At 54.9% G+C, this 26,613-nt stretch carries 29 protein-coding genes; 23 read left to right on the plus strand and 6 right to left on the minus strand.

Annotated elements, in window-relative coordinates:
* Positions 1-182 precede the first annotated feature (182 nt).
* The 14 genes from E3E12_RS07960 to E3E12_RS08020 all read left to right on the plus strand — a co-directional run bounded on the left by E3E12_RS07960 (position 183) and on the right by E3E12_RS08020 (position 11,069).
* Positions 183-1,424, plus strand: a complete 1,242-nt coding sequence (locus tag E3E12_RS07960) for a hypothetical protein (protein ID WP_141443816.1) — start codon at positions 183-185, stop codon at positions 1,422-1,424.
* A gap of 96 nt (positions 1,425-1,520) precedes the next feature.
* Complete coding sequence (locus E3E12_RS07965; protein WP_141443817.1) at positions 1,521-1,829, plus strand: hypothetical protein; 309 nt, start codon at positions 1,521-1,523, stop codon at positions 1,827-1,829.
* An 87-nt stretch (positions 1,830-1,916) separates the two neighbouring features.
* The gene (locus E3E12_RS07970; RefSeq protein ID WP_141443818.1) at positions 1,917-2,180 is read left to right on the plus strand and encodes a hypothetical protein; all 264 of its coding nucleotides are present in this window, start codon (positions 1,917-1,919) and stop codon (positions 2,178-2,180) included.
* 190 nt (positions 2,181-2,370) lie between these two features.
* Positions 2,371-2,697, plus strand: a complete 327-nt coding sequence (locus E3E12_RS07975; protein WP_141443819.1) for a hypothetical protein — start codon at positions 2,371-2,373, stop codon at positions 2,695-2,697.
* Positions 2,698-3,097: 400 nt separating this feature from the next.
* Positions 3,098-4,267, plus strand: a complete 1,170-nt coding sequence (locus tag E3E12_RS07980) for a DUF2213 domain-containing protein (RefSeq protein ID WP_141443820.1) — start codon at positions 3,098-3,100, stop codon at positions 4,265-4,267.
* Between the two features lie 783 nt (positions 4,268-5,050).
* Positions 5,051-5,617 (plus strand): structural cement protein Gp24, encoded by a 567-nt coding sequence (locus E3E12_RS07985; RefSeq protein WP_141443821.1) that lies wholly within the window; start codon positions 5,051-5,053, stop codon positions 5,615-5,617.
* Positions 5,598-6,632: a DUF2184 domain-containing protein gene (locus E3E12_RS07990; protein WP_141443822.1), complete on the plus strand. Its 1,035-nt coding sequence runs from the start codon at positions 5,598-5,600 to the stop codon at positions 6,630-6,632. Before E3E12_RS07985 ends, E3E12_RS07990 begins: the two co-directional genes overlap by 20 nt.
* A 1-nt stretch (position 6,633) precedes the next feature.
* The gene (locus E3E12_RS07995; protein ID WP_141443823.1) at positions 6,634-7,047 is read left to right on the plus strand and encodes a hypothetical protein; all 414 of its coding nucleotides are present in this window, start codon (positions 6,634-6,636) and stop codon (positions 7,045-7,047) included.
* 1 nt (position 7,048) lies between these two features.
* Complete coding sequence (locus E3E12_RS08000; protein ID WP_141444199.1) at positions 7,049-7,591, plus strand: DUF4054 domain-containing protein; 543 nt, start codon at positions 7,049-7,051, stop codon at positions 7,589-7,591.
* Positions 7,592-7,632: 41 nt separating this feature from the next.
* The gene (locus E3E12_RS08005) at positions 7,633-8,061 is read left to right on the plus strand and encodes a hypothetical protein (RefSeq protein ID WP_149498283.1); all 429 of its coding nucleotides are present in this window, start codon (positions 7,633-7,635) and stop codon (positions 8,059-8,061) included.
* Positions 8,019-8,702, plus strand: coding sequence for a phage neck terminator protein (locus E3E12_RS08900; protein ID WP_168194422.1), 684 nt, complete (start codon positions 8,019-8,021; stop codon positions 8,700-8,702). The genes E3E12_RS08005 and E3E12_RS08900 overlap by 43 nt, the downstream gene beginning before the upstream one ends.
* Before the next feature lie 145 nt (positions 8,703-8,847).
* Positions 8,848-10,077 carry a DUF3383 family protein gene (locus E3E12_RS08010; protein ID WP_168194423.1) on the plus strand — a complete coding sequence of 410 codons (1,230 nt, stop codon included), beginning with the start codon at positions 8,848-8,850 and terminating at the stop codon, positions 10,075-10,077.
* A 56-nt stretch (positions 10,078-10,133) separates the two neighbouring features.
* A complete protein-coding gene (locus E3E12_RS08015) occupies positions 10,134-10,568 on the plus strand; it encodes a phage tail fiber protein (protein ID WP_141443826.1) in 435 nt (144 codons plus the stop codon).
* Between the two features lie 15 nt (positions 10,569-10,583).
* Positions 10,584-11,069 (plus strand): hypothetical protein, encoded by a 486-nt coding sequence (locus E3E12_RS08020; protein WP_141443827.1) that lies wholly within the window; start codon positions 10,584-10,586, stop codon positions 11,067-11,069.
* A 1,758-nt stretch (positions 11,070-12,827) separates the two neighbouring features.
* Here the strand turns inward: E3E12_RS08020 and E3E12_RS08025 are convergent.
* Positions 12,828-13,448, minus strand: a complete 621-nt coding sequence (locus E3E12_RS08025; protein ID WP_141443828.1) for a hypothetical protein — start codon at positions 13,446-13,448, stop codon at positions 12,828-12,830.
* Positions 13,449-13,539: 91 nt separating this feature from the next.
* Here E3E12_RS08025 and E3E12_RS08030 point away from each other — a divergent pair, with 91 nt between their 5' ends.
* Positions 13,540-14,052, plus strand: a complete 513-nt coding sequence (locus E3E12_RS08030; RefSeq protein ID WP_141443829.1) for a hypothetical protein — start codon at positions 13,540-13,542, stop codon at positions 14,050-14,052.
* On the opposite strand, the gene E3E12_RS08035 is transcribed toward E3E12_RS08030, so the two are convergent.
* The 4 genes from E3E12_RS08035 to E3E12_RS08050 form a co-directional block, all read right to left on the minus strand.
* Positions 13,959-14,600 carry a hypothetical protein gene (locus tag E3E12_RS08035; protein WP_141443830.1) on the minus strand — a complete coding sequence of 214 codons (642 nt, stop codon included), beginning with the start codon at positions 14,598-14,600 and terminating at the stop codon, positions 13,959-13,961. The genes E3E12_RS08030 and E3E12_RS08035 overlap by 94 nt on opposite strands.
* A gap of 249 nt (positions 14,601-14,849) precedes the next feature.
* On the minus strand, positions 14,850-15,452 hold the full coding sequence (locus E3E12_RS08040; protein ID WP_141443831.1) for a hypothetical protein: 603 nt from the start codon (positions 15,450-15,452) through the stop codon (positions 14,850-14,852).
* Positions 15,453-15,639: 187 nt separating this feature from the next.
* On the minus strand, positions 15,640-16,281 hold the full coding sequence (locus tag E3E12_RS08045) for a hypothetical protein (RefSeq protein ID WP_141443832.1): 642 nt from the start codon (positions 16,279-16,281) through the stop codon (positions 15,640-15,642).
* Between the two features lie 193 nt (positions 16,282-16,474).
* Positions 16,475-17,125, minus strand: a complete 651-nt coding sequence (locus E3E12_RS08050) for a hypothetical protein (protein WP_141443833.1) — start codon at positions 17,123-17,125, stop codon at positions 16,475-16,477.
* Between the two features lie 95 nt (positions 17,126-17,220).
* Here E3E12_RS08050 and E3E12_RS08055 point away from each other — a divergent pair, with 95 nt between their 5' ends.
* Positions 17,221-17,739: a hypothetical protein gene (locus E3E12_RS08055; protein WP_141443834.1), complete on the plus strand. Its 519-nt coding sequence runs from the start codon at positions 17,221-17,223 to the stop codon at positions 17,737-17,739.
* On the opposite strand, the gene E3E12_RS08060 is transcribed toward E3E12_RS08055, so the two are convergent.
* Positions 17,646-18,299: a hypothetical protein gene (locus E3E12_RS08060; protein WP_141443835.1), complete on the minus strand. Its 654-nt coding sequence runs from the start codon at positions 18,297-18,299 to the stop codon at positions 17,646-17,648. The two genes, E3E12_RS08055 and E3E12_RS08060, sit on opposite strands and share 94 nt — an antisense overlap.
* Positions 18,300-20,081: 1,782 nt before the next feature.
* Between E3E12_RS08060 and E3E12_RS08065 the strand changes: the two genes are divergently transcribed.
* From E3E12_RS08065 to E3E12_RS08095, 7 genes are all read left to right on the plus strand, one after another.
* Positions 20,082-21,668, plus strand: coding sequence for a phage tail tip lysozyme (locus E3E12_RS08065; RefSeq protein ID WP_149498286.1), 1,587 nt, complete (start codon positions 20,082-20,084; stop codon positions 21,666-21,668).
* A gap of 252 nt (positions 21,669-21,920) precedes the next feature.
* A complete protein-coding gene (locus E3E12_RS08070) occupies positions 21,921-22,643 on the plus strand; it encodes a phage baseplate protein (RefSeq protein WP_141443837.1) in 723 nt (240 codons plus the stop codon).
* Between the two features lie 193 nt (positions 22,644-22,836).
* Entirely contained in the window at positions 22,837-23,190 is a 354-nt protein-coding gene (locus E3E12_RS08075; protein ID WP_141443838.1) for a phage baseplate plug family protein, read from the plus strand.
* Positions 23,190-24,242, plus strand: a complete 1,053-nt coding sequence (locus E3E12_RS08080) for a hypothetical protein (protein ID WP_141443839.1) — start codon at positions 23,190-23,192, stop codon at positions 24,240-24,242. The genes E3E12_RS08075 and E3E12_RS08080 overlap by 1 nt, the downstream gene beginning before the upstream one ends.
* Positions 24,243-24,297: 55 nt before the next feature.
* Positions 24,298-24,975 carry a Gp138 family membrane-puncturing spike protein gene (locus E3E12_RS08085; protein WP_141443840.1) on the plus strand — a complete coding sequence of 226 codons (678 nt, stop codon included), beginning with the start codon at positions 24,298-24,300 and terminating at the stop codon, positions 24,973-24,975.
* Positions 24,972-25,328 carry a hypothetical protein gene (locus E3E12_RS08090; protein ID WP_141443841.1) on the plus strand — a complete coding sequence of 119 codons (357 nt, stop codon included), beginning with the start codon at positions 24,972-24,974 and terminating at the stop codon, positions 25,326-25,328. Before E3E12_RS08085 ends, E3E12_RS08090 begins: the two co-directional genes overlap by 4 nt.
* Positions 25,315-26,601 (plus strand): baseplate J/gp47 family protein, encoded by a 1,287-nt coding sequence (locus E3E12_RS08095; protein WP_141443842.1) that lies wholly within the window; start codon positions 25,315-25,317, stop codon positions 26,599-26,601. Before E3E12_RS08090 ends, E3E12_RS08095 begins: the two co-directional genes overlap by 14 nt.
* Positions 26,602-26,613 lie beyond the last annotated feature (12 nt).

Here is a 26,613-nt window from a genome sequence, read left to right on the forward strand (position 1 = left end):
GCAGTGCTGCCATGGCGTGAAGAACGCGCCACGTTAAACCCAAATAAAAACCTATTTGCTTAATCCTCAGTCCTTGGCGCGCCAAGGGATGGCGCCTGCCCGTTCCTGCTTAACCAGGGAAGGGGGAAAGGCTGCCCCTTGGCCAATCAAAGCCAAAACGAGCCAGAACAGGAAAACAGACCATGCCCACCATGCCCCCTTTGAACAAGGCAGCCCCCTTGGCGCTGCGCTTGCGCCCAACCATGCCTGCTCCAGCCACCTTAGGTGAACGGGAAGGGCGCTTGTGGGAGCGCTTCAGCCATGTTTGCCTGGCGCACAAAGAAGCCCAACGCCAAATCCAGGCTCACCAGCGTGCCCGTGTACGCCGCCACACGCGGGCACTGGCTGCGTTGAAGCCACCTTCCCCCCTGGCCACCATGGCGGCGGACGAGCGCGCACGTTGGCTCACCGCCACACCACGGCGCTCCACCAACCCCCACAGCCTTGGCGCGGATGGTTACAACCCTGAGGAAAAGCGCGCCCCCAATGGCGAATGGACAAATGGTTCTGAAAACACAGGACCCAACAGCACACCGAACCATTCAGCCCCCAACACAACCCACAAAGTGGCCAAGAATGTCAGGAGCGGCCACGTCCGCATCCGTCCAGATGATACTTATTGGGAAGCCTGGGGTGAGAAGGTAACCAAGAAATACCTTAAAGGGCGTGAATGGACCCAGGGCTTGGGGCACGACATGGTTGATGGCTGGGCGCCAGACGCTGATAAAATCATCGCCACAGGCCAGGAACTGGATTTGAAGGACGCTTTGCGGGGTTTGACGAAAATTGGCCGTTCATTTGAAAAACATGCCAACCGGCCTGGCAAAACAGGCTTGCCCCAACCAAAAGGCAATGCCGCTGCCAAAAATGCCCAAGGGTTGGAAATCGTCAAAAAGATATTGAGTGGTGGTTCTAAAAACATCATTCGAATTAAAAATACAGGCGATGCTAATGGCGTTGGACGGACTTACAGTATTTGGTGTTCAGAGGAAGGCATGGCTGGCATTGTTGTGACAGCTGATTGCATATTCATGCACTTCATTGCGCCCTATGACCCATTTAGTGATGATAGAGGGGATTATTACGGGAATGACTCATCACACCCCCAACATTCATCGCACCATGACAAATCAGATGAACATGATGATGAACCTCCCTCCCCTTCCAAACCGCTTTTGTTGCCACCACCCCAGCTTAAGGCTCAGTTAAACGCCAAGCCTAAGGAAAAAGAGGCTGTTCCCACTAGGCCCAAGCCCAAAGGCAAGCGACAACCTGATAAGTTCTCAGATGAAGCGCTTTCAAAACCCACAAGCCCTCAACTGAACCATCAATGGTTGTTTTTTGCAGCTGGTATTCTTGCGATTGGACTGACCGCAAGAATATGATTTTTTGCAAATACCAAAAATATATTTGAGCATTAGAGTTCATTTTATGGAATGTGCTATGCTGCTAAACTTCATTTGTGAACAGGAGATATAAATATGAAGGAACCATACCCCCCTTATCTTGAGAACAACCCGCAATTGATGACCTCACATCATGTGGATGACCATTACGATGATGACCGGCTTTCAGTAAGTATCAACATCAATGGCGTTGAGGAGATCAGGCTTTCTCATGAGGATGCCTATGATGTTTTTGATGTGAGCTACATGAAGTGGCAGCGCACCAGGACGCGCCTTCCCCTTGAGGAGTTGCTGGCCATCCTTGACCATGGCGAGGACTATTTGCTTTGGGACGTTGACCCAGACCCTAAAGACCAAACCGATGATGACGAAGGTCTAAAGTAAATCATTTCAAAACAATTTTATGTGAGTGATAGAAAAATGTCTACACGTAGACCATCTAGCCCTTATCTTGAGAACAACCCACAATTGATGACCTCACATCATGTGGATGACCATTATGATGATGACAGGTTTTCGGTTAGTATAGATATTAACGGTGTTGAGGAGATTAGGCTTTCCCACGAGGATGCCTATGATGTTTTTGATGTAAGCTACATGAAGTGGCAGCGCACCAGGACGCGCCTTCCCCTTGAGGAGTTGCTGGCCATCCTTGACCATGGCGAGGAATATTTGCTGTGGGATGTGGACCCAGACCCTAAAGACCAAGCCGATGATGAAGAGGACGAGGAATAAGGCTAAGGAGGAGCGTGGGGAACCTGATAAGGAACCCACTAGGGCTTGAAAGGCGTTAAAGTGCTTGCGCAGCCCCCCTTGAAGGCAGGCCCGCAATCCAAAAGACTTGCTGGGCTGGTCCCGGCATTTTATGGCTGCCAATATCCTGATGAAATTTCCAAGGCTGAAAAGCTGAATTGAGGACATAACCATGACAGACACCAACCAGACCCCCGCCACCCCCGCTGAAGAACCTGTGGATTACGATGCCATTGACATCAACAAGCCTTTCACTCCCAAGCACATTGAAGGCCCCGCCACAGTGGAACTGGTGGATGTGGAAGGTTACGAACGCAAGGCGGCGCTCATCCATTTGGCTGGGCACACCATTGGGCGCCTTTCCCATGAAGGCGCTGTGGATGAGATTGACGTTGACATCCTTGAATGGGATTGGCGCTGGGGCAAGTTCCGCCTGGAGGTGCTGCGCACAGCGCTGCTGGAAGCCAGGGACCTGCTGCTGAAGGACGGCGCCCACTAACGGAAGCCTGCTGCCCCGCTGCGCCAGCGTATGTGTGCTGGGCGGGGGCTTTTCCGCCATTTCCCCACCCTTCGCCATTTCCCCCTCTTTTTAGTGTCTCTTTTAGCACCCCTCCAGGTGCCATCGTGATTGATGGCCCTGTGAGGGGTTTTCCATTTTCAAGTCCAAAAGACCTGAAGCCCACTTGGGCCATGGCTGGCGCGCCTGCCCGCTGGGGCTGCGTGTTGAGCATTTGGAAAACCCCTCGCAGGGCCAGCAGCCACGATGATGGGGCCGGTGGAGGGCTGCGGCTGCCTTGGCTTGTCGTTTCAGGGACTTGATGTTCGTGAAGTCAAATTCAAGTCAAAGGCGCTGAGCGTTTAAATAGTTTTGATTAGATCTAGGTTAGTGGAATGAAACCATGAGAACACCCCATCACACACCCGCCCTGGCGTGTGACCGCATTGGCTCTGTCCGCAGTGTGGACCAGGACGGGCGGCTGCATGTGGAGCGCACGCCCATCAGCAAAGCCAACATCTGCCCTTACCTGGGGCGGGAGATCCCCGGTTGGGAACAGCTGGGCCTGGAGCCGGAACGGCGTTACCGCCTTTACCGCGCCCCCGCTGAGCTGGCGCGCGCTGCCCCCACTTTCAACGGCCTTCAGGTGCTGGATGGCCACGCCCCCGTCAGCGCCAGCCAGCCAGAGCGCGAACGCACCGTTGGCGCCATGGGGCGGGACGCTACCTTCAAGCACCCTTACCTGACTAACTCCCTAACGGTGTGGGACGCCCAGGCCATCAAGCGCATTCTGGACGGCAGCCAGCGGGAGCTTTCCTGCGCCTACCATTACCGCCCCGACATGACGCCAGGCACCACACCAGAGGGGCAGCCTTATGACGGGGTGATGCGTGACATCAAGGGCAACCACCTGGCCCTGGTGCCAGATGGCCGCGCTGGGCCAGACGTCCTGGTGGCGGACGCCATGCCGGCTGAACTGGCCCCAACCACATTAAGCAAAGGAGAAACCATGCCAGATTCCAAAACGGAAGGCGCCCCAGGCCCCAACCCGTTGGACACCCTTTTGAAGCGCCTGTTTGGGCGCGTTGATGAAACCGCCATGTGGCCAGAGGATAAAGCGCTGATGAAGCGCGACATCAAGTCCATTCTTTTCCAGGCCATTGAAAACGCGGCCAAGGGAGAGGGCGCAGCACCCAGCGCCCATGATGGCCTGGTGGGTGGGGAAGGGGAGGGAAGTGCTTTGCAGCCCTCCACCCCCAGCGCCACCCAGCCTTTTGTAAAGTCCCTGGGCAGCGATGGCGCCTTGGCGGGGGAACAGGCGCGCCTGCACGCCCTGGCGGAGGCCCGCGCCCTTGTGCGCCCCCTGGTGGGGGAGATGCTGGGCATGGATTCAGCTGCGGCGGTTTACCGTTACGCCCTGCGCGGTGCTGGACTGGCCTTGGATGGCGTCAACCAGGCGGGGTTGCGCGCTCTGGTTCAGGCCCAGCTGGCCGCCCAGACACCACGCCACCGCCAAGCCATGGCGCAGGATGGGGGGGCTGCCACCCCTTATGTCCCCCCCCGCAAGTTGTGAGCGGAACCGGTTAAAGGGCGCAGCCCTATAAAAGCGGGAAGCGCCCCCGCGAAGCATGAAATGCAAGCGGTGAAAAGCTTCCCGCCACCGGTTCCAAGAGCAGCGCCGTCTAGGCTAACTAGCCGTGAAGCGAAGGGGCCTTAGCCCGGAGGGCGTAGAAGCGGGGATTGTCGAAGCGGAACCCTTATAGGGCCTAAGCCCGTGAAAGCCGGTGCTTTCTGCTGCCTTGCCCTGCGGGCTTCGGCAGGAGCGCACCGGCTCAGGGGTTCCAAGAGCGGCGCCGTCTAAGGCCGCAGGCCTGTGAAAGCGGAAAACGTCGTAGTGAACAGCGAAGCTGGAACGTAGAAAGCTTTTCCGCTGATAGGCGCCAAGAACAGCGCAGAACGTAGTTCAAGCGCAGAAAGAACCCCGCATGGCCCCTTCAAGACAAGCCGCTGCGACACCGCGAAGCGAACCCGTCTAGGGCCAACGGCCCGTGAAAGCCGGTGAGGAACCCATGCCGGCCGTAAGGCCAAACAGCGTGAAACATCGGCCTGAGGGTTCAAGACAGCATGTAATGCAAGCGGCAAGAAGCAGCGGCCAATAGGCGCCAAGACAGCGAAGCCCGCACGGGTAACTGCTTGTTGAAGTCTGCCCCCTGGCCCCCCTCCCAGGGCCGTTCACGCGCCCCAACCGTGCGTGCCGTTGCCACCAAGCGCCACACACCTGACCCCAACCAGCCCCGTGCCAGAAGGCGCGGGGATTTTTCAATGAATTTCTGTTTTCAAGGAAAGAGCCACCATCATGTCTTTTCAAACCACCGTTCACCACAGCTGGCCTGAAGGTTACCCAGGCGAGATCGCCACAGCCAACCCCCTGCGTTCCGTCCCAGCCCCTGTGGATGGCTTCCGCGCAGGGGTGGATGGTCTAACAGTCGCGGCCTTCGCCTGGGCCGACCCAGCCGACAGCAGCAGCGAAACCCTGACCAACAAGGGCAGCGGCGCCCCGCTGGGCTTTGTGCCGCGCACCCAGCAAGGGCTGACCACAGCCTACCTCCAGGCAGCCACCATGACGGTGCCGCCGGGCTTTGGCGTCACACTGGCGGGGGGCGGGGATTTTTTCGCCCTCTCCACCACGGCCGCCCTGCCGGGCCACGCCGTCTACGCCTCCACCACGGATGGCAGCATCAGTACCGCAGCTGCCGGCAGCGCGCCAGCTGGCAGCGTGGACACGGGGTGGGTCGTCTCCCGCGGGCAGGCGGCGGGCGCGCCCATCGTTATCACCGGGCCCATGCAGCCACCAAAGCGCAGTCCTGAACAACCCCCCACACCCTTAAAACCAAGGAAAAACCATGACCATCACCCCAGCTGACCTTCAGCGCGACTATGGCTGCCACGGCCTGAGCGACATCACCCTGGCGGTGGACGCCGCCCTGGCCGCCCCCTCCATCCAGGCGCCCAACAGCGGCATCCCGGCCTTGTTCACCACGTGGACCGACCCCAAGGTGGTGCAGGCCATCACCACCCCCACTAAGTCTGAGGCCATCTACGGTACCGCCCAGAAAGGCGACTGGACGACAGATACAGCCCAGTTCCCCTTTGTTGAGTTCTCAGGCAATACCTCCAGCTATGGCGATTACAGCCAGGACGGCACAACAGACCCCAACGCTAACTGGGAACAGCGCCAAAGCTACCATTACCAGACCTGGACGAAATGGGGCGAGCGCGAGGTGGAGCGCATGGGCACAGCCCGCCTGGACTGGGTGAACCAGAAAAACCTGGCGAGCCTTTCCGTTCTCAACAAAACCCAGAACCGCATCAACCTGTTTGGCGTGACCGGTATGCGCCTTTTCGGCGCACTGAACGACCCGGACCTGCCGGCCGCCCTCCAGCCCACGCCCAAGCTTACAGCCAGCGGTGCGGCTGCGCCTGGCAACAGCTGGGCTGATGTCTCCGACCCGCTGCAGGTCTGGGCGGACATCCTGAAGATGTACCAGGCCCTGACCGTGCAGCTTGGCGGCAATCTGGACATGGAAAGCCCGCTGCGCCTGGTCATCCCAAGCGAGCGCCAGGCAGCGCTGCTCTACACCAACCAGTACAACCTGAAGCTGCGCGACATCATCGCCCAAAACCTGCCCAACTGCGAAATCCACACCCTGCCTGAGGCAGGCGCGCAACTTTCTGGCGGGCTTTCCAAAATCACGCAGGCGCAACTTTTCGTGCGTGAGATCGAGGGGCAGGAGACCGTAACCACCGCCTTCACCGAGAAGCTGCGCGCCCACACGGTGGAGCGCTACTCCTCCAACGTGCGGCAGAAGAAATCCCAGGGCACGTGGGGCACCATCTGGTTCCGCCCCGTGGCCTGCACAACCATGGCGGGGGTGTGACATGGCTGAGACCGTCACCGTCATCTGCCGCCTGCCCTCTGGCGTGCGGCTGGACCTTTACGACATGAAGGGCCTGGCTGAAACCGCCCAAGCCAACAAAGCAGGCGCCCAAATGGTGCCTGGCGCCCCTGTGCGGAGCGTTATCCTGGAGGGCGCGCGCCATGACAGGCGCTATGCCAAGTTCACCAACGCCATGCTTGGCATGGGTGGCCGCACCGTGGTGGATGCCGCCTTCTGGGAGGCCTGGCTAGCGCAGAACAAAAACAGCGAACTGGTGCGCCGCAACCTGGTGTTCGCTGAAGCCAGCACAGCCAAAGCCGAAGGCAAGCTCAAGGAGGTAGGCAGCCACCCCACAGGGCTTGAAGGGGTCGACACCGCCAAACTTGTGGGCGATGTGCAGACCCTTGGCGGCTGACATGGCGCCAGCGGCAACACCAACCAACCAGCCAGCCGCCCTGGCACAAACTACCCCTGCGCAAACCAGCCCAGCACAAGCCACCCTAAGCACCCAGGCGGCCCCTGGCGTTGTGGCGTGGGACTGGCAAGGGTGGGCAGCCGCCTACCCAGCTCTGGCGGTCAGCGTGGCGCCTGAGCAGGCGCAGGGAGCCTTCACCCTGGCGTGCCTCTGCCTCAACAACACGCCAGGCAGCGTGGTGGGTGACGTCACCCAGCGCCAGGCACTTCTGTGGCTTTTGGTAGCGCACATTCTGCAGCTAGGGCTGAACCAGGCCGCAGCAGCCTCAGGGGGCGCAAGCCCTGGAAGTGGCGGGCTGGTTGGGCGCGTCAGCAGTGCTTCGCGTGGCTCTGTCTCCATCTCCACAGATGGCGGGGGCATTCCAAGCGGAGCCTGGTGGTACGCCCAAACGCCGTGGGGCGCCGCCTTCTGGCAGGCAACGGCGTGGTTGCGCCAAATGCGCTGCTTGCCTGGGCGTTCCCACCCGGCCCTGACATGGCCCTGAACGCCATGACCCCACAACGCCAAAACAGCAGGGAGGATGCCATGATTGACCTCTTCAGCCTGGCCAGCGGCCCCTTGGCCACTATTAACCCCATGCAACCAGCCACGCTGCGCACCGCCACAGGCCCCAAAGTCGCCAGTGACTACAGCGTGGGCAGCACGTACCAGGACGTGCCCATCTGGGTGGACGTCCAGGCCATGGCCACATCGGAACTGGCCCAGGTCAGCAACATCAACCAGCAAAGCGAGCAACGCGCAGCCTATGTCCAGCGCCCGCTGCACGGCCTGAACCGCGCCCTCCAAACAGGGGGGGACAGGATCATCATCAACGGCGCCGAGTGGCTCGTCACGCAAGTGCTGGAGCCATGGGGGGATGGTGCAGGTGCGCCCACCTCAACAATCACAACACAGCAGCAAGGGGGGGCAGAATGGTGCAAAGTTCTTCTGACACGCCAAATACCTTCCCCCTGAGCAACGGCCCAGCAGGCTGGTTACCCACTGACAGCGCGCTGATGACGGCGCTGGGGGACTGGCTGTGCGCCAACCTGCCACCAGGCCATGCGGTGATGCAGGGTCAGCAGAACAACGTGGCAACGCCAACGGGACCCTTCGCCACCATGGTCTTCACCACGCGCCAGCGCCTGGGCACCAATTGGCGGCGCTACCAGCCAGATGGCGGCAGTACCATCAGCCAATCCGTCCTCTTGGCGGCGGAGGTGCAGGTTTGCGGCCCAGAATCAGGGGCGGCCTGCGCGCAGATCCAGGCGCTGTGGCGCGATGGCGCCGCCTGCGCGTGGTTCAACCAGAATCTGCCCTGCTGCGCCCCCACCCATGCCGACCAGCCCAGCCAGAAGCCCCTCCTGACAGCGGAACAGCAATATGAGGACGCCTGGTCGGTTGTCCTGTTCATGAACGTTGTCCAGTCCCTGGCGCTGCCTGGTGAAAGCGCGCTCAGCGCCCACACGGCCGTGCTGCAGGCGGATGGCGCGCCTGGCGGCATGGGGGCGGGCGCAAAACCTGGTGCAGAACCAGGCGTGGGTAGCCCCGCCACAAGCGCCACCACAGGCGCAGGCGAACAAGCAAGCACCAGCACGGGTGCCGCTGAAGGCTAACGACCACAGCTCAGCCCCCTTCAGCCCCAATGCAGTACCCAACGGCTGGCACCTGCCCGCCCACTTGGTGCTGCGCCAGCACACACGCGCCCCACCCCCAGGGCCTGACCCGCTCCAAACCTCAACAACACCAAAGGAACACACCATGAGTGCCCTCACCACCATCACAGCAGATGGCAACCTTTCCACCATCCCCCTCTCGCGCATCGTCAAGGTGACGCCAAGCGCCCTTGCGGCCGCCTCTGGCGTGGGGTTCATCAACGGCCTTATCCTCAGCACCAACAGCGCTGTGCCCCCTGGCACGCTGAAGGCCTATGCGGATGCAGCCTCCGTTGCCAAGGACTTTACCGCCACCGCACCAGAAACGCAGATGGCAGAGGCCTACTTCGCAGGCTTTACCGGTACCCTCAACACCCCCAGCAAGCTCTACTTCCACGGCGTGGCCCCCAGCGTTCAGGGCACAACGCAGGATGGCGCGCCAGCAGACGCTACCATGGCCAGCGACCCGGCCACCATCATGAATGCCCTGCTGGCCATCAGCCAGGACTTTGCGGCTTTCACCACCGCTTGGGAGCCCTCCCTTTCTGAAAAGCAGGCCTTCGCCACCTGGAACGGCGCCCAGGGCTGCCGCTACTGGTACGTGGCGTGGGACACGGACAAAGCCGCCACCGCCAGCCCAGCCACCGGCAAAAGCTTTGGTGAATGGCTCTCCACCCAGGGGGTGGACGGCACCACCGCTGTCTACCAGCGCGCTGATGTTGCTGCCTTCTGCCTGGGCTGGGCTGCCTCACTTGACTTCACAGCCACCGCCGGGCGCTTCAACCTGGCAGGGCGCAAAAGCCCCGTCCTGGCCAACCCTGATGGCTCCGCCGCCGACTATGACGCCCTCAAAGCCAACGGCTACAGCGTCTACGGCAGCTTCGGCAATGGTCTGGGCCGCTGGAACATGCTTCAGAACGGTGCCGTCTCCGGCCAATTTCTGTGGGCGGACACCTACATCAACCAGCTGTGGCTGAACGCCGCGCTGCAGGCTGACCTCATCAACCTCATCACCTCTGTGGGACAGATCCCCTACAACGCCGAAGGTGACGGGCTGATGAACGCCGCCCTGGCCGCCACCCGCGCCCAGGCCAAGCGCTTTGGCGCGGTGGAAGCAGGCGTTACCCTCACGGACCTGCAGAATAAGGCCCTCCAGCGCCTGTTCGGCCGTGACGTCAGCAACGAGCTGTTCAGCCAGGGCGATGTCTTCGCGCCCCAGGCCTCCACAACCCCAGCAGATGTGCGCGCCAGCCGCGGCTCCCCGCCCGCCATCTACGCCTACAACGATGGCGGCAGCATCCAGGCCGTTAACCTCTCCTCCATCGCCACCATCTGAACACCCCAACCCTTAACCAGCAAAAGCAGCAAAATTAGCAAAGGCCAAGACAAACCATGGCAAAACTCATTACATCAGCCGACGTCGTGGCCACCATGACGGTGGCCCAGCTCTTCTCCGCTCCCATCATCCTGGAGAACTGGTCTTCAGATAACGCGTGGGAGGCAGAGGACCAGGTCATCGGCGACAGCCGCATGAGCTTGGACAAGAAGCTCAACAAAGGCTACGTGCCCGCCCCTGTTGAACTGACCATGACGTTCGAACCGAACTCGGAAAGCCTCTTGGTGTTTGACGCTCTGGCGGCCGCCTCCAAAGCGGGGCGCACGGTCTATGACGTCAGCCTGGAGCTGGCCCACAAATCCCTGGGGCAAAAGTTCTCGTTCCTGGATGGCCACGTCATCCGCTACAAGCCCAACCCCGGTGGCGCCAAATTGCTGAAGGCACGCCCTGTGCGCTTCCGCTTCGCCGATATCATCCCAGCCGGCATGTGAAAGGAGGGATGACCCATGATGCAGGAAACTGAATTCTCCCCCTCCGAGGGCTCAGACGCAGGCAAGCTCTTCGTCATTCGCCCTTTTCGCGCCTTCGCTGGCGACCGCTGGGCGCGCAAGGTCATCCGCGCCTTGGCGGACGCCGGCACCAAACTGCCTGAAAGCGCCCTCAACCTGGGCATGGCCGGCCTGGCTGGGCTTGGCATGGGCCTGTTTGGCAAAATGGAGGAACAAGCCGTGGAGGAAGCCTTCGAGGGCCTCCTCTCCTGCTGCCTCATCAAGCGCGACCCCTCCAACCCGGCCCTCCCCCCAGCCCCCTTGCTGGAGGCCGACATAACCGACCCAGCCACGCTGAGCGTCCTGCGCACGGAGGCCTTCAAGGTGAATGTGGGTTTTATGAAGGCTGCCGCTGGCCAGATTTCCCCCCTCGTGGCCGCTCTTCTGCCAGCGACCCCTTCGAAGAAGGAGACGAGCAAGAGCCAGCCAGAACAGAAAACCTGAGCCTCCCTTTGGCCCAGGTCTTAGCGGGCAGGCTCGCCACCTTGCGGGAGCTCCAGACCACCTACGACACAGAGGACGTGTGGTTGATGTGGGAAGCTCTCCTTGTCGACCGTTACAACGGGGCCATCTAAGGCGAAGCCTGTGAAAGCCGTTGTGAAACCCGTGCAGGCCATAAGGCCAAACGGCGTGGAGCAACGGCTGAAAGGCCCCAAGACAACGGAATTGGTTAAAGGGCGCAGCGAACCCGTCTAGGGCTTTAGCCCGTGAAAGCCGATGTGGAACCTGTGCCGGCCGCAAGGCCAAACAGCGTGAAACATCGGCCTGAAGGGTTCAAGACGGCATGTAATGCAAGCGGCGAAAAGCTTCCTGCCACCAATTCCAAGACAACGGGGTCACTTAGGCTAACCAGCCGTAGAGCGAAGGGACCTTAGCCTCTTGAGGCGTAGAAGCGGGGATTGTCGAAGCGGACCCCCTATAGCCCGTTAAAGCCGATGCATCTCTGCTATAGTCCCCAAGGCCAGGCAGCAGGGCATGAAACCGTGCCCTGCTGCCCCCACCACCATCTGAAGGCATGAAGCCTCCCAAACCCCTACCAAGTCATCAAAGCCCACCCTATTTTATTGGTGAAAATCACAAAACTAGGAGGGTTAAGTTGGTGCCACAAACATTCAACGTCACCCTAAGATAACCTCTAAGTTTGTGAGAGTCACAAAACTTACCCCAATCCTTAAAATCCTAAGACAAGACAGAACAGACCTATAATCGGATTTCGTTCTCACCCTTTAAAGGAAACCCAAGAATCCAGCTTGGAAAGTAGGACACTTCAAGCACGCACCAAGAACAAGAAGCTATAAATAGATTATTTGCACCACAAACATTTAGTGACAAAAGAATAATCCAAAAACCCAGAGAACCTCAGCCCTACCTTCCAGAACAGTAAAACAAGGTAGATCTCACAAAACCAAGGAAACGTTTGGGAACCGCTCCCAACCTTTAAATATTCATGATGTTGGCCATAGGCTGAAGAGTACACCCAATGCCTCAACCTAATTTTACTATAACACCTTCATGCATTCTTGGGCACTTGTGAGTTAATCGCCTTATTTTTGGAAAAGCCCTACAACAAGGAAATAAATCAGAAGAGTGAAAAGTATTATAAAGCATACAGAGGCTGCGATGATAAGCAAACCCACAGAGAGAGCTAAAAACAAAAGTGCTACTTTACTTACATATTAAACCACTCTGTCCAGTAAATTAATTCACCACACCACACTTTCTATACTTAAATAATACAGTGCGGCACCATGACAGAATCATGACGCGAAACAAGGCTGAGGAGGATCCTGCATAAGTATAGGCAGATCATCGCTAGCTTATCGTTAACCTGAATCCTTCACTTTCAACGGCAAAACCTGCTTCCTCTGCTGAGGACAATTCCTCAGCTGATAGCGACAGTGACAGCAATACCAGTGATTTTGCTGATGTCATCAGGGATTTTGCTTCTGCTGTTAAAGACCTCACCACTGCTGCAGACAAGTTGAAAGATGCTAGTGGTGAGCTTAAAGCTGATTCAGAGCACAATGAAAAGTCCCTCAAGGCTAAAGCCACTGAACTGGCCACTGCTGTAGCATCACGTGCTACTGATGATAAAAACCTAGTCGACTTAAATTCCAGTACTGCAGATGGTATTGTGGTGCTATTTAGACTAGCTTGGATGAAACTTGCTGTTAGCTTAAGGAGGGAAAAGGAGGCTTAAGTTTAGTGATCTTGGATTTCTGAAGTTTCTTTGCGAAACTCCTCCAAGAGTTTAGGGTCAATTTGATTCTCAAAGAAGTGTATTTTATCGCCTTCTACAAGACCTATAGGAACATCAAACCTAAGTTCTTCATTTAATGAAGCAGAAAAATAACTTCCTAAAAAAACCTTCCCCACATTAGATGATCCACATATTGCACCATAATATTCTATTACAACTCCATTACTAAAGATAATCCCTTTGCGCTCTGGAGGGCATGGGGTAATCGTATAGTCTGCATGAAAGGGGTCATTTATCGTTATTTGACTAAAGGTATCTACTTTATTACCTCCCTGTGGTTCAAAGAATATTTCCATTGATTTAGAAATATATGTCAGTACAAGACTGTGATTTTTATGCATATATTTCAAAGACCATTTTCCAGCCATTTTTGAGGTTATTTGAAAGTCTTTGAGATCACTAATTGGCGAATTATATAATTTATTTCTAATAATAATGCAGTTCTCAGCATTTTCACTCCCATCGTTCTTCCACATATTTAAATTATTTCCCCCCTTAAGGCAATTTTGCCCTCTATCGATTGCTTTACTTTGGGCGCCAGTTTGAGTTATGCCGAAAAACATTCCTATACTTAAGGCACACTTAACTACTATATTTACGAATGTATTTTTTTTCTCGTCATTACCTTTAACCTTAATTCAAAGGATTATAATCATGCCTACTTCTCTTGATGCTATCATCACACGTTTGGCACGTTCTGGTCAACTCCAACTCATCGTTAACCTAAATCCTTCACTCCCGCCTGCAAAACCCACCTCATCTAGTGATGATAGTACTTCCAATGACGATGATAGCAATACCAGTGATTTTGCTGATGCCATCAAGGATTTCAGCACAGCCATTGAAAAGCTTGCAGATGCCGCCAAAGCTTTGAATGGTGCTGGGGCTAGCTTGGCTTCTGCGGCCAAGCAAGAAACCAAGAGTATTAAAGAAAAACTGAAAGCTCTTGGTGTTAGCTCCGCCACCCACGCTGCTTCCTTTGTGGTGGGTGATAACCCTGTTGCTTTGGCTTCCAAGACCAACCACCAGGTTATGGATGTCGTAAATCAGGCCTGGACCTGGTTTAAGACTTCTTATTTGGCGTTGAGGAAGTCTTCCTTCATTTTGGGATCAAGGGGTGGAAGGATAATGGAAGCGTCAGTGCCTTTGACGATGGCAACTGGGTAAGCTTTTCTGAATTCTGAAGCAGCGATTTTAATCGGTGTTGACATATATAATATGCCCTGCACATTGGGACCATATTCGTATTGTACTAACACACCATCACTAAATAATAGACCGAAATTTTCTGATTTATCATAATTGTTATTCTCATCATGAACCATCATAGCATTCATAAAAGTATGATTTTTTCTATCTTTCATGAAATTAAATTGGATATCACTTCTTCCATATAGAAGATTTGGGTAGCCATTAGGATTTCTATGAAAATGCCATCCACCTTTCTGTACACTAATTACATGTAAACTTTCCTTGGGAGAATTTCCTAGTTCGTTATACGCGCTCACTGTTGCAACCAAATGACAACCTTTCAAAGAAGAATTTACTAATGCTACCGTTTCTCCCTCCCCAAAAGGAGAATTATATGATTTTATAATTGGCGAAGCACAGTTACGCTTTTCATTTTCTTGGGCTTGGGCAGTAGAAAAGAATGCCATCACTGCTAATGCAGTGAAGAACTTTGATACTGACCTAACGCTTATTTTACGATTCATTACCACTTTCCTTCAATCATTTATCATATTTTATATATCGGAATGTCACATCATGGCAAATGCTCTTGACGCTTTTTTGACAAAATATGGCTCTACGCTTACTAAAATGCAGGGCGATCTGGATAAATTAGCTAACAAAACTGACAAAGCAACCACTAGCGTGAGTGATGCAGGAACTTCACTGGATAAAGCTGGTTCCTCATTCCAGTTTGTATATTAGATTAGCCAGGAGTAGTGCCCTGTTATCTATTATTGGCCATGATCTTTGTAGTATTTATCTATCCTAGCGTTAAGAGCTGCGCGAGCTTCCTTCGTAGGCGTTGTGGAGGTTCTATATTGCTCAATAAGTTTGGGGGGCAGAGGAGGGATTTTGTAAGCTTGATTATCACTCACCACAGCTACAGGGACTGAATCTATTAACGCTCTGGTCAATATTGATGAATAGTTGTGCCCATCAACATCTCCTTTATCCGTGCAAGTGTCAACTTTATAATTAACAAAAAAACCATTTTGAAAAAGTAAACCAAATCTATTCTTGGGACAAGGAAAGTAATTGGAAAACAGATCTATTCCTGAATTGGTATCAGAGTATGTGCCTAAATCAGGTGTAAACATAATGCTAACAATTCCAGGCACATTGCCTGGAAATTCAAAATCTAAATCGGGCCAAGGCTCCCCAGAATCCTCTTTATTTGCATGATATTCCCACTGCCCTGGCAAGACCCCTAAATAATGAACTGAATTCTTGTCAACGCCTGTAGGAGGGTTCCCCAAAAAAAATGTGCTTAGAATCACCCCACACCCTATGCCCACAGCAAATGAAGCAATAGAGCTTCCCTTAAATACATTCATTTAACCACTCCAAAAATCTAAAGGATTAATAAAAAATGTCCACTATCAACAACACACTTATGATGAAAATTGACACTGTGCATTTTTCACATGATGTAGAAAAAGTTAATCAAGCCCTCGATTCCATTAACAACCACGTCAAGAAAATTGATGATAACCTCAACAACATTCCAGCCATGAGGGTTTCTTATTTGGCGTTGAGGAAGTCTTTCTTCATAGACTCAGACAAAGGAGGTAGAATGATGTCAGCCTCTCCACCATGGACTACAGCCACGGGCAATGAACTGCTCATCATCAATCCTGTGATTTCTGGTGGGGCAAGCATAGCTAAATCCCCTTTCACAATAGGACCATAGTCATATTGAACAATTACACCATTACTGAATAACACACCTAAATTGTCACCTTTGTTATAAGGAAAATCATGAACATACATGACAGAAGGAAGTCCCTGCTTGCTGGGTTCCTTATAAAAACAAATATTTAGATTATGCATAATAGAACATAGTTCCGGTCCATCCTTTCTCTCTTTATTGAGGCCCCAATCACTTTCTACATATCGAAAAACCTTTAATGACTGTTTAGTAGATTTGGCTTTATGTAATTCATTATCTTCTGTTAAAAGTTGGCAATTATTTAGAGGTGCACCAATCAAACTTTTAACAGCGTTTTCAGGGGAAGCACTTTTATAAGCTTCAACTATAGGAGCGGCACAATTCGTGCTTTCAGCATGAGCAACTGCAATTAATGTTGTACTGCTCAAACCAACCAAAAGTGATTTAATTAATTTAGAATTAAAGATTTTGTTTAGTTCGTAATTGTTGAGCATTGTTTCTTAACCTTAACTTGACGACACGTTTCCTTCCGCTTTGAACTTTATAACGGATTATCTCATCATGGCAAATGCTCTTGATGCCTTCTTGGCAAAATATGGTACCACCCTTAATAAAATGCAGAAAGATCTGGACATATTGGCCAGAAAATCTGACAAAACGTTATTACTTAATTTTGAGGGGTATTTGCTAATAATCTTGGCGCTCTGCAGTCTCTTTTCTGAATTCTTCCAAAATTTCAGAATTAATTGGATGATCAAACAAAAATACTTTATCTCCATCCGTTAGGCCTATAGGAATATCAAACCTGAGTTCTTCATTCAACGCAGCGGATGAAATCCCTCCTATGTAGGTATTTCCTTTATCAGAAATTCCACACATCGCACTGTAATATTCAATTACAATGCCGTTACTGAAAATTATTCCTTTGCGGTCATTCCCACAAGGAATAACTTTATAAGAAAGCTTGAATGGACCATTTATTTCAATCTGACTCACGGTTTCTACTTTATAGTAATCCATAGGCTGAAAATTTACTCTTAATTTCGAAGATTTATAAATTAAGATTGGATTGTCATTTCCATGAGCTGCTTTAAATTCCCATTCCCCACTTATTGTTGGAGCTAGTATATAGTTTTTCGGCTCATTAGATGAGTCATAAAGATCGTTATGTATAAGTGGACAATAATTTAGATTCCTCACTTTATTTTTAATAATTTCCCAGTTCTCAGAGTCAAAATGAAGCAGAGAATTTTTAATGGGATCTAAACAATTATGTCTATTATTATAAATTTCACCATGTTGCGCATAAGAAATTTTAACTAAGAAAGCGTTGGACATAAATAAAAATGCTAGAGTCTTAATGAAAGCATTTTTTTTATCATCACTTCTATCCTTTTCCTTGTAAAAGTTACTGAATTAAAAGGAATTTTAACATGTCTACATCTCTTGATGTTATCATCACACGTTTGGCACGCTCTGGTCAACTCCAGCTTATCGTTAACCTGAATCCTTCATTTCCAACGGCAAAACCTGCTTCCTCTGCTGTAGACAGTTCTTCTGCAGATGACGACAGTGACAGCAACACCAGTGATTTTGCCGATGCCATCAAGGATTTCAGTAGTGCCATTGAAAAGCTTGCAGACGCCGCCAAAGCCTTGAATGGTGCTGGGGCCAGTTTGGCATCTGCGGCTAAGCAAGAAACCAAGGGCATTAAAGAAAAACTGAAAGCTCTTGGTGTTAGCTCCGCCACCCACGCTGCTTCCTTTGTGGTGGGGGATAATCCTGTATCTTTGGCTTCCAAAACCAACCACCAGGTTATGGATGTCGTAAATCAGGCCTGGACCTGGTTTAAGACTTCTTATTTGGCGTTGAGGAAGTCTTCCTTCATTTTGGGATCAAGGGGGGGAAGGATGATGGAAGCGTCAGTGCCTTTGACGATGGCGACTGGGTAAGCGTTCTTAATTTCCATTTCTCCAAGTGCAATTGGGGTGTCCATGTAAAGGCTCCCATCAATATTTGGACCATATTCATAACGAGCCATTACGCCATTGCTGAAAAGCAAGGAGAAATTCTGTGATTTATTATAATCATGCTCCTCATCATGAATTTCCATCACATTGTCAATGTAATTATCCTTTAAGTGCTTAATAAAATTGAACTCTATTTCGGGACTACCAAAAATAAGGTTTGGGTAACCAATGTGTCTATTACTAAGTTCCCATTTCCCTTTTTGAATGCCAATAACATTTAAATCTACTTTGTGTAGATTTTGTGGGTGCTTGTAATCGCTTGATATAGAAGCCATAGGGCAATTAACCAAAGTAGACCCAACAAGGTCCTTCGCTGCACTTTCAGGAGAAGGGCTTTTATAAGCCTCTACAATTGGTGTGGCGCAATTGTAAAAGCCATTTTCACTGGCTTGAGCAGGGAATGAACTTATGGTCAGTCCCCCAATCATTCCCAACCCAAGCATATAATTCACAGTTTTTATGTAACGCATATCGACCTCCATCAAACAATCAATCACCTCATCATAAAGGAATATCTCATCATGGCAAATGCTCTTGACGCCTTTCTGGCAAAATATGGCTCCGCGCTTACCAAAATGCAGGAGGACCTGGACAAACTGGCTAGCAAAACTGATAAAGCCACCAGCAGTGTGAGTGATGCGGGCTCGTCACTGGACAAGGCTGGTTCCTCTCTCCAATCAGTAGCTGACAAAGGTTCTGACGCTTTTGATGCTTTCAAAGCTGGTGTTAGCCATCTATTCACCTTTTTGACAGGTGAAAACAATATCATTGATCTGACTAATAATCGGACTAAAGAAGGTGAGGACTTTAGTTACCGTCGCAGGGAACTCTCAAGTTTTAATGCTGATAAGCTTTTACAACTTGAAAATGCCACCTATTTGGCTAGTGGCAGCACAACAGACATGGATAGCTTTTTATTGGCTATTCAAAAGAATATAGCCACGGGCAAAACTAAAGATATTAAGGAAGCCCTTAAAACACTAGATCTCAAGATAAGTGATATTACTGACAAGAATGGCAATTTACGCGGTGATTTTCTAGATACTATTGTTCATAGCAAGAAATTCTCCACCACTAATCCACATTTATGGGTCAAGCTTTTTGATGGTCTAGGTGTAAGTGATGGAGTACAACGACTTATTTTAAATGGTTTTGATCACTATATGGCTGAGGGGGCTAAATATAACCGTATAAAATCTGTAAAAGATACTTCCCAAACTTTTAATGATGCTAAACGCCAGAGAACCTTATCAAGCAGAAACATTCAATATGATGTTGCTGATGAAAATGCCAAATTGGCGACTCCAGCTCTTAAAGCACTGACTGATTTTCAGGATGCCCATCCTGAAAAGGCTGCTAAATTCATAGAAGGTCTAGGCATTACGTCCTTGGCTTTGGGGAGTGTGCCCGCTCTTAAAGGCATCAAAAGCCTGTATGAGTTTGTCAAAGAACTTATCAAGTTTGGTGGCAAGGAGGCGGGCAGCATCGCTACTAAGATTGTAAAGGATGTTGCCAACGATACTGCCACCTCTGCTATGACAAAAATGGCGCTTGAGAGTTCCGTACCTGAAGGTGTTTTAACTGCAGAAGGGGGAGGTATTGTAGCTGCAGAGGGAGGAGGCCTTTTAGCCGCAGAAGGAAGCGGTCTTTTAACTACGGTTGGCGGAACTACAGGGGCCATTGCAGCTGCGCCTGTAGCACTTTCCACCGCTGTAATTGCTGCTGCAATTTGGAGTTCCTTTGAAGGCCCTAAATATGGGTATACCCCACCACAAGCTGCTTTTGGCATTGGGATAGCGGATAGCTTAATTGGAGATCATGCACAGCATGAAAGATATCTGCGTGAAGTAGAAGAATATGAGAGGAAACAGAAGTTATTTAAAGACAAAGCCATTGACTTTATTTTACAAGGCACTGGCGGCAAGTCATTACCTTATTTGGACCAGTACCACCAAAATCAGCATGATGAGTTTTTGAACGCTCTGAGGGGTAAGCCTGAATGGTCAAGTCCTATTGCGGCACCTCAGAAGCATTCAGCCTCCAAAAGGGCTAAGGTGCGGAAGCGCATCATCCATCATTCCCATCAATCCCACACTGTGCACCATCATTATGAGCGGCACCTCCATAAGGTGCCTTTGGGGGCAGGGCGTGGCCACGCTAAAGCCTCCACGGAGGGACGCCATACCCCCCACCACCCTCTTGCTCATTCTGATTTGAGCCATCAGCCCCTCTCTGCCTGGCCTGCTTTCAAGGAATTGCAGGAGATGCAGGTTCAGGAATTGAAGGTTCTGAAGCTTGTTCTGCCAAACCATCCAGGTTTGCTTGGAGAGCGGGGGTTGCCGCTGCTTGATTGGAGAGGGTTTGACGATGGTGGGAAGCCAGGGCAGGAGGGGACCTTCCCCCAGTTTGGTACACCACTAGAAGCCCCTCTCAACACTCAGCCGGGCGTGCCTGGTGCTGAGCAACACTTCACCTTGGACAAGAACTCTGCACTGGGGTGGTTTTATACGCCCCTGAGCCAGGAACAACCAGATTCCGCCACAGGTACCCAGCCAGGTGCGGCTGGTGCTGAGAAGCTTTTTAACCAGGACAGGGACTCTGCATTGGGAGGGGGTATTGTACCCCTGAGCTTGGAGCAAGGGGAAGGGTTTAACCCCTATCGCCAACTCCTATGGCCTGGGCTGGATGATGGGAGAGGGATCCAAGAGGAACGCTTCAACCTGCTTTCCCCCACCGCGCCAGGGCAGCCGCTTTGGGGAATGCCCCCTTCGGGAATACCCACTTTGGGGATGCACTTTGGAGAGATGTACTCAGGCCGTGGCACTGAGGGGGGGGCACCATCTTCTCTGGTCTCCACAGCCCCCATAACTCCCTTGGCTTTGCTGGCGGGGAATGGGGGTGGGGTGGATGTTCTGCCGCCTGAAAACAAAACAGGGGAAGGTTACGAGGGGAGCGTGCCGCTTGTATTGCAAGGCTTCCCAACCCCCATGGCTCTTGGTGGCCAGGAGGAACGCCATGGACGTCAGCATGGCCGCGGCCTGCACAGCCAGCCTGGAAGCACGCCGCACGGGCACGCTTATGGGCATGCCAGCTCCCCCAAGCACGGTTTAGGGCTTGGTGGTGCGGCTGCCCTCCCAGTCCCAGGTGGCAGGAGCGGCGCTGCAACGGCCATGGCGCTGGCGGAGCGTTACTACATTGCCCAAGGGTTCACGCCAGAGCAGACGGCGGGGCTGGTGGCGCGCATTCAGCGGGAAAGCCAGTTCAACCCCACAGCGCGTGGCGATAGTGGTGAGGCCTGGGGCCTGTTCCAATGGCACAGGGACAGGCGCAAGCACTTTGAGGCGCTGTTCCACCACCCCTTTGGCACGGGCAGCGCTAGGCAGCAGTTCCAGGAGCAGCTGGCGTTTTCCGTAGCGGAGCTGCGCAACCCGCACTGGGAAGGCAGGGCAGGCGCCAAGTTGGCGCGGGCCACCACAGCGCAGGAAGCTGGTGCGGCCGTTAGCCTTGGTTATGCGCGCCCCGCTGCAGCCCAGCATGAGGCCTATGCAACGGGCCGGATGGCAAGGGCCATTTTGGCCCAGATGGGCGGCCGCGAAGCCCCCCAGCCGAGCTTGGCGCCTGATGCGGCGCGCGCGCTTGGCACAGCGCGCAGCGTTGGCTTTAGCGGGGTGGGGACGACCATCAACCACATCAACAACCACAACACGCTGAACGTGGGTGGTGTTCAGGTGGAGGTGGGCAATGTTGGTGACACAAACATTGGTTACCGGATTGGCGGGCAAGTATGCCGTGAGCTTGAAGCACAGCTTGGCCAGAAATGGGCTGCTTGCAACGCTGTTGCGCTGACCTGACTTGAGGGGGCCTGAAAGGTTCCGGGGGCGTTGATGGTGAATGTTTGTGCCACACACAAATGCCCCAAAAGAGGCCTGAGAAGCATGATTTCAGCCCCTAAAGGTCTGATTTAGGGGGTTGGGAGGGTGTTTTTGGCCCTCAACAGGGCTGGTAGCGGCCTTGAGCGTGCGAAAGAGCGTGTTTCAGCACCACTTCACTTCATCATCTTAAATTCCACCACATAATTTCCATTACAACAGAGGAGGGGAGCCATGAGCTTGGTGCCCTTTAACACCGCCAGCGCCAATGACGCCGCAGGCCGCGGCTGGCTGGCGCTGGAGCAAAACGCGGCGCGCGCAGCCTGGGGGCTGTTCCGCAGGCCGCAAGGCATTGCCACCACAAGTGGTGCAGACACTACGCTGTTTGGGCGTTTGTGCAGCACCTTCACCAATGCGCTGACGGGGGGATCGCAAGCGCTGTTCCCCATGGCCAGCCCAGAGGAGATTGGGGTGGACTTCACCTGGGCGTTGCCAAGCGCGCCGCAGGAGAATGGCAGCGTTGTTACCTACAACAAGGTGCGCAACCCTGGCACAGCCACCATTACCTATGTGTGTGACGGCAGCCAGAGCGGCACAAGCGCGCTGGAGACGTTGCTGCCGGATATGCCCTTTTCAGCCGCTGGGCAGAGCAACCGTACGGCGTTCATCAATGCTGTGGAGGAAGCTGCAGCCAGCCTGGAGCTGTACGAGCTGCGCACCCCTGAAGGGCAGTGGTCCACGGTGAACATCGTTGGGTGGCGCAAAAAGCGCAATTTGGCCAGCTACGCCATGCTGGCTGTTGAGATTTCCCTGCAAGAGGTGCGCACCACCGCCACGCGCACTTACACCAACACGCGCCACCCAGCAGGTGCTGCTGTGCAGCCCCAGGGGGCGGCAACACAGCTGCAGGGCGCTGCGGCGCCCAGCCTGGCGCCAACGCTGCTGGCCCCTGGTTGAGGGTTTTGGGGTTAGGCCCTGGGAGGCCATGGGGGCGGCTATGTGCCTTGGGCCATCAAGAACTCCAATTGGGCCCCTCAAAAGCCATCAAAACATACTGAACGTTACTGAACGACATTGAGCGACACTGAACGTCACTCAGAACAGAAAACATCAGAACAGAAAACAAGAGACATGAGGAAAGGAGGTTGCCATGGCTGACATGACGGCTTGGTACACCATACCCCTTTCAAGCGCGCTGCCCAGCCAAACGCTGAGCGTAATGCTGAACGGGGTGCAAACGCGGCTGTGGCTGCGCCAGCTTGGCGTGGGGTTGTTTGTGGACATATGGGCTGGGGGCGTTCCCCTGGCCATGGGCGTTCTAGCGCAGGACAGGGTGGCGCTGGTTAACAGCAGCGCAAGCCCGCTGGGGGGCGAGCTTTACTTCATCGACACCAGCGGGACTGCGGACCCGGACTATGCGGGCCTTGGTGTGCGGCATTTGCTCTACTACCGCCAGGACGGCACGGGGGTAGGAACGGTTGCTGGCGCTGGGGAGGTGGGGTGATGGCAGGTACAGTTTTTACCTCCACCTCAGGCGGGGTTTTGCAGGGGTTCAGGCGCAAGGGGCTGCGCGTTACCTTCACGGTGGGGTCGGGCAGTTTGGGGCCAGATGCCACGATGGACAGCGTTGTTTTGGAGAACCACCGCTGCCACGCCACCATCACCCAGGAGGGAATGCGCACTGGACTGCGGTGTGAGCTGACCCTTGAAGGGATGGAGATGGCGGAGATGAACCGCCTTTCCATGTTGGCGCCCACCATCACCCTGGCCAACAGCACGGTGCGCGGCCTAGCCCAAAACAGCCTAACGGTGGAGGTGGTGGACAACATCAGCCCGCCTGAGCTGGTGTTTTCTGGTCAGGTTTTGGAAAGCTTCGCTGATTACGGCAAAGCGCCTGAGGTGACGTTCCAAGTGCGTGCGCAGGCCAATGCAGGCCTTGGCGCGGCCCAGGCAGCGCCCCTTTCCTACCCGCAGCCGGTGGCGGCGGCCCAGGTGGTGGCCGACATCGCCGCACGCGCTGGCGTGCGGTGCGCTGACCACGGGCTGAAGGGCACGTTCGGCGCTGGTTACACCACCCACGGCACGTTGCTGGACATGGTGGAGCGCGCTGTTGGGGCGTTCCACGGGGCGTTTATGCGGGATGCGGCAGGCACGCTGCATGTGTGGGGAACGGAGGCACCCAAGGCTGGTGGCGGCGCGCCTGTGCCTTTGCTGAACGCGGCTTCGGGGTTGCTTGGTTACCCTTCCTACACGGCCTCTGGCTTGCAGGTGCGCAGCTTGTTTAGGGGGGATGTTGAATGGTGGCAGCCCATCAATGTGCAAGGTGGCGGGCTGGGCACCCCGGGAACGCAGGGTGCCCATGGCTTGGTGGGGAACGCCAGCCAGGGCGCGGCCGGCTGGGCAGGGGGGCAAGGCGCTGTGCGCGCCCCACCGTGGAACGGGCTTTGGGTGCCCTGGAAGATCACCCATGAACTTACCACTGAAATCAAGGATGGGCCGTGGTTCACCACCCTGGAGGCCCAGCGCGCTGAAGGGAGCGTGAACAATGCCCAGTAATGCCCATAATGCCAGTAACACCAGCAACCTGAGCAACGCCAGCAATATAAGCAGCGTGAGCAACCAGACTTCCGCCCCGGCCAGTGCCGCTGGCGCCCCAGGGGGCTCTGGCTCCGGCCCTATGCCCACTTTCCGCAGGCCGTGGGATGGGGCGGGGCTTCTACAAGGTATTACGCGGCTTGTGCGGGATGCCTTCGCCCGCCAGGCCCCAGACCTGCCCTGCAAGGTGGTGGCCGTCTACCCCGGCAAGGATTTGGCCAGCGGCACAGTGGATGTGGAGCCGATGGTCCACCAGCAGGACGCGCTGGGGCAGGGCGTGCCCCACGGCGTTCTGCACAACGTGCCCTATTACCGCGTTGCGGGTGGTGGTTCGGCCATCGTGATTGAACCCTGCGTTGGCGACATAGGCCACGTTACCTTGGCTGGGCGCGACATCAGCAACCTTAAGGCCAGCCGCAAGGCGGGGCCGCCGGCCTCCTACCGCATTCGCGATATGTCGGATGGGATCTATGTGGCCAGCATTATGGCGCTTTCACCCCAGCATTACATCCAGGCCACAGGGCAGGGGTGGCGCATCGTCACCCCCGGTGTGGTGGAGGTAAGCGCAGCGCAGGTGAAGGCCAACTGCGACATCGTGACCAGTGGGGATGTGGTGGCTTCGGGCGTCAGCCTCAAAGGCCACACCCATGGCGGCGTCAAAGCCGGACCAGACAGCACAGGAAAACCAACATGACGACTTCTCTCACCCTTAATGAGCGGGGCTGGGACCTGACGCTTGACGGCGCAGGCAACCTGGCCACGCTGAGCGGGCACGCAGCCACGCTGCAGGATGTGGCCAGCGCGCTACAAACCTGGATTGGCGAGTGCTTTTACGACCTTTCCCAAGGTCTGCCTTATGACAGCGGGCTTTTGGGGCCAACGGACAGCCCCTCCCTTTTCGCAGCCCAGGCGGAGGCCGCAGCCCTGCAGGTGCCTGGCGTGGCAGCTGTGCGCTGCGTGCCCCAAGCGCTGGGGCCTGGGCGCCAGCTGAGCGGCGTTGTGGGCGTGACCTTTACGGACGGGGGGACAGCCCATGTCAACTTCTGAAGCATTTTCAGCAAGCAATGGCGCAGAGGGCGCAGGGGTTGGCGCCTTCAGGGCCGAGACCTCCGTTCCCGCCCCGCAGCTGACGGACGCTGGGCTGGCAATGCCCGCTGAAGCGGCCATCCTGGCTGGCGTTCAGTCTGACATCAACGAGGCCCTGGGGGGTGGCACCAACCCGGCGCTGAACACGCCCCAAGGGCAAATCGCCATGTCCATGACGGCTATTTTGGGGGACGCCCTTGAATGCATGCTGGAGGTCCTGAACGGCGTTGACCCGGCGCGGTCCTCTGGCCGGCTGCAGGACGCCATCGGGCGCATTTACTTCATGGAGCGCCTGCCAGCCACGCCAACGCTGGTGGAGGTGGCGCTGACCCTGACGGGCAACAGCCTGCCCACCATCGCCGCTGGCACAACCTTGGCCAGTGACCAGGCAGGCAACCTCTACGCTGCCCAATCGGACATCAGTTTCCCCCCTAACACGCCAAGCCCGCAATATGTCACCCTGGCCTGCCAAGCGCCGGGGCCTGTGGAATGCCCCGCAGGCGCCCTGGCGCTTTACAGGGGGAACATGGGGCTGGCCGCGTTGGCCAACCCTGCGGCAGGCATTCCTGGCCAGGCCGTTGAAAGCCGCGCTGCCTTTGAGCGCAGGCGCGCCCTGGCTGTGGAGGGCAACGCGCGCAGCAGCAACGGTGCCCTCCTGGGGGCGTTGCTGGACATCCCAGGTGTGCAGGACGCCCTTGTGGTGGACAACCCCACCACGGCAGAGGCCCAGCAAGGCGGCATCACCCTGCCGCCCCACACCCTTTACGCTGTTGTGCTGGGCGGCAACGCTGAGGACATCGGCCAGGCCATTCTGGCCAAGAAACCGCCAGGCTGCGCCACCCATGGCGCCCAGAGCGTGACAGTGCAGGACAACGCCAGCGCTTATGGCGGGCAGGGGCCGCGCTACACGTTCCAGTACGACCAAGCGCAGACGACCACCGTCCATGTGGCTGTCACGCTGGCCACGGGGCCACATGTGCCCTCAGACGCGGCGTTGGCGGTGCAAAGGGGCGTTCTGGCCTGGTTTGAGGATGCCGACACGCGCCCGCGCCTGGGCGGCACGCTTTACGCCGGGCGCCTGATTGGTGCGCTGAACGCTGTGGGCGACTGGGTGGAGGTCCTTGACTGCCAAATCAGCACAATAGCTGGCGGCACGGGGGCACGGCTGACGCTGCCCATCAACCAGCTTCCCACGGTGGATGCCAGCACCATTACCGTGACGATGGCGGCGTGAGGGTGCCCCTGC

The organism is Formicincola oecophyllae, from assembly GCF_006542395.2.
Classification (GTDB): domain Bacteria; phylum Pseudomonadota; class Alphaproteobacteria; order Acetobacterales; family Acetobacteraceae; genus Formicincola; species Formicincola oecophyllae.

What these genes read in the sequence shown, in the direction of transcription:
- E3E12_RS07960 (WP_141443816.1), top strand. Translation starts at nt 183, where the DNA reads ATGCCCACCATGCCCCCTTTGAACAAGGCAGCCCCCTTGGCGCTGCGC.
- E3E12_RS07965 (WP_141443817.1), top strand. Translation starts at nt 1,521, where the DNA reads ATGAAGGAACCATACCCCCCTTATCTTGAGAACAACCCGCAATTGATG.
- E3E12_RS07970 (WP_141443818.1), top strand. Translation starts at nt 1,917, where the DNA reads ATGACCTCACATCATGTGGATGACCATTATGATGATGACAGGTTTTCG.
- E3E12_RS07975 (WP_141443819.1), top strand. Translation starts at nt 2,371, where the DNA reads ATGACAGACACCAACCAGACCCCCGCCACCCCCGCTGAAGAACCTGTG.
- E3E12_RS07980 (WP_141443820.1), top strand. Translation starts at nt 3,098, where the DNA reads ATGAGAACACCCCATCACACACCCGCCCTGGCGTGTGACCGCATTGGC.
- E3E12_RS07985 (WP_141443821.1), top strand. Translation starts at nt 5,051, where the DNA reads ATGTCTTTTCAAACCACCGTTCACCACAGCTGGCCTGAAGGTTACCCA.
- E3E12_RS07990 (WP_141443822.1), top strand. Translation starts at nt 5,598, where the DNA reads ATGACCATCACCCCAGCTGACCTTCAGCGCGACTATGGCTGCCACGGC.
- E3E12_RS07995 (WP_141443823.1), top strand. Translation starts at nt 6,634, where the DNA reads ATGGCTGAGACCGTCACCGTCATCTGCCGCCTGCCCTCTGGCGTGCGG.
- E3E12_RS08000 (WP_141444199.1), top strand. Translation starts at nt 7,049, where the DNA reads ATGGCGCCAGCGGCAACACCAACCAACCAGCCAGCCGCCCTGGCACAA.
- E3E12_RS08005 (WP_149498283.1), top strand. Translation starts at nt 7,633, where the DNA reads ATGATTGACCTCTTCAGCCTGGCCAGCGGCCCCTTGGCCACTATTAAC.
- E3E12_RS08900 (WP_168194422.1), top strand. Translation starts at nt 8,019, where the DNA reads ATGGTGCAAAGTTCTTCTGACACGCCAAATACCTTCCCCCTGAGCAAC.
- E3E12_RS08010 (WP_168194423.1), top strand. Translation starts at nt 8,848, where the DNA reads ATGAGTGCCCTCACCACCATCACAGCAGATGGCAACCTTTCCACCATC.
- E3E12_RS08015 (WP_141443826.1), top strand. Translation starts at nt 10,134, where the DNA reads ATGGCAAAACTCATTACATCAGCCGACGTCGTGGCCACCATGACGGTG.
- E3E12_RS08020 (WP_141443827.1), top strand. Translation starts at nt 10,584, where the DNA reads ATGATGCAGGAAACTGAATTCTCCCCCTCCGAGGGCTCAGACGCAGGC.
- E3E12_RS08025 (WP_141443828.1), bottom strand. Translation starts at nt 13,448, where the DNA reads ATGTTTTTCGGCATAACTCAAACTGGCGCCCAAAGTAAAGCAATCGAT.
- E3E12_RS08030 (WP_141443829.1), top strand. Translation starts at nt 13,540, where the DNA reads ATGCCTACTTCTCTTGATGCTATCATCACACGTTTGGCACGTTCTGGT.
- E3E12_RS08035 (WP_141443830.1), bottom strand. Translation starts at nt 14,600, where the DNA reads ATGAATCGTAAAATAAGCGTTAGGTCAGTATCAAAGTTCTTCACTGCA.
- E3E12_RS08040 (WP_141443831.1), bottom strand. Translation starts at nt 15,452, where the DNA reads ATGAATGTATTTAAGGGAAGCTCTATTGCTTCATTTGCTGTGGGCATA.
- E3E12_RS08045 (WP_141443832.1), bottom strand. Translation starts at nt 16,281, where the DNA reads ATGCTCAACAATTACGAACTAAACAAAATCTTTAATTCTAAATTAATT.
- E3E12_RS08050 (WP_141443833.1), bottom strand. Translation starts at nt 17,125, where the DNA reads ATGTCCAACGCTTTCTTAGTTAAAATTTCTTATGCGCAACATGGTGAA.
- E3E12_RS08055 (WP_141443834.1), top strand. Translation starts at nt 17,221, where the DNA reads ATGTCTACATCTCTTGATGTTATCATCACACGTTTGGCACGCTCTGGT.
- E3E12_RS08060 (WP_141443835.1), bottom strand. Translation starts at nt 18,299, where the DNA reads ATGGAGGTCGATATGCGTTACATAAAAACTGTGAATTATATGCTTGGG.
- E3E12_RS08065 (WP_149498286.1), top strand. Translation starts at nt 20,082, where the DNA reads ATGCAGGTTCAGGAATTGAAGGTTCTGAAGCTTGTTCTGCCAAACCAT.
- E3E12_RS08070 (WP_141443837.1), top strand. Translation starts at nt 21,921, where the DNA reads ATGAGCTTGGTGCCCTTTAACACCGCCAGCGCCAATGACGCCGCAGGC.
- E3E12_RS08075 (WP_141443838.1), top strand. Translation starts at nt 22,837, where the DNA reads ATGGCTGACATGACGGCTTGGTACACCATACCCCTTTCAAGCGCGCTG.
- E3E12_RS08080 (WP_141443839.1), top strand. Translation starts at nt 23,190, where the DNA reads ATGGCAGGTACAGTTTTTACCTCCACCTCAGGCGGGGTTTTGCAGGGG.
- E3E12_RS08090 (WP_141443841.1), top strand. Translation starts at nt 24,972, where the DNA reads ATGACGACTTCTCTCACCCTTAATGAGCGGGGCTGGGACCTGACGCTT.
- E3E12_RS08095 (WP_141443842.1), top strand. Translation starts at nt 25,315, where the DNA reads ATGTCAACTTCTGAAGCATTTTCAGCAAGCAATGGCGCAGAGGGCGCA.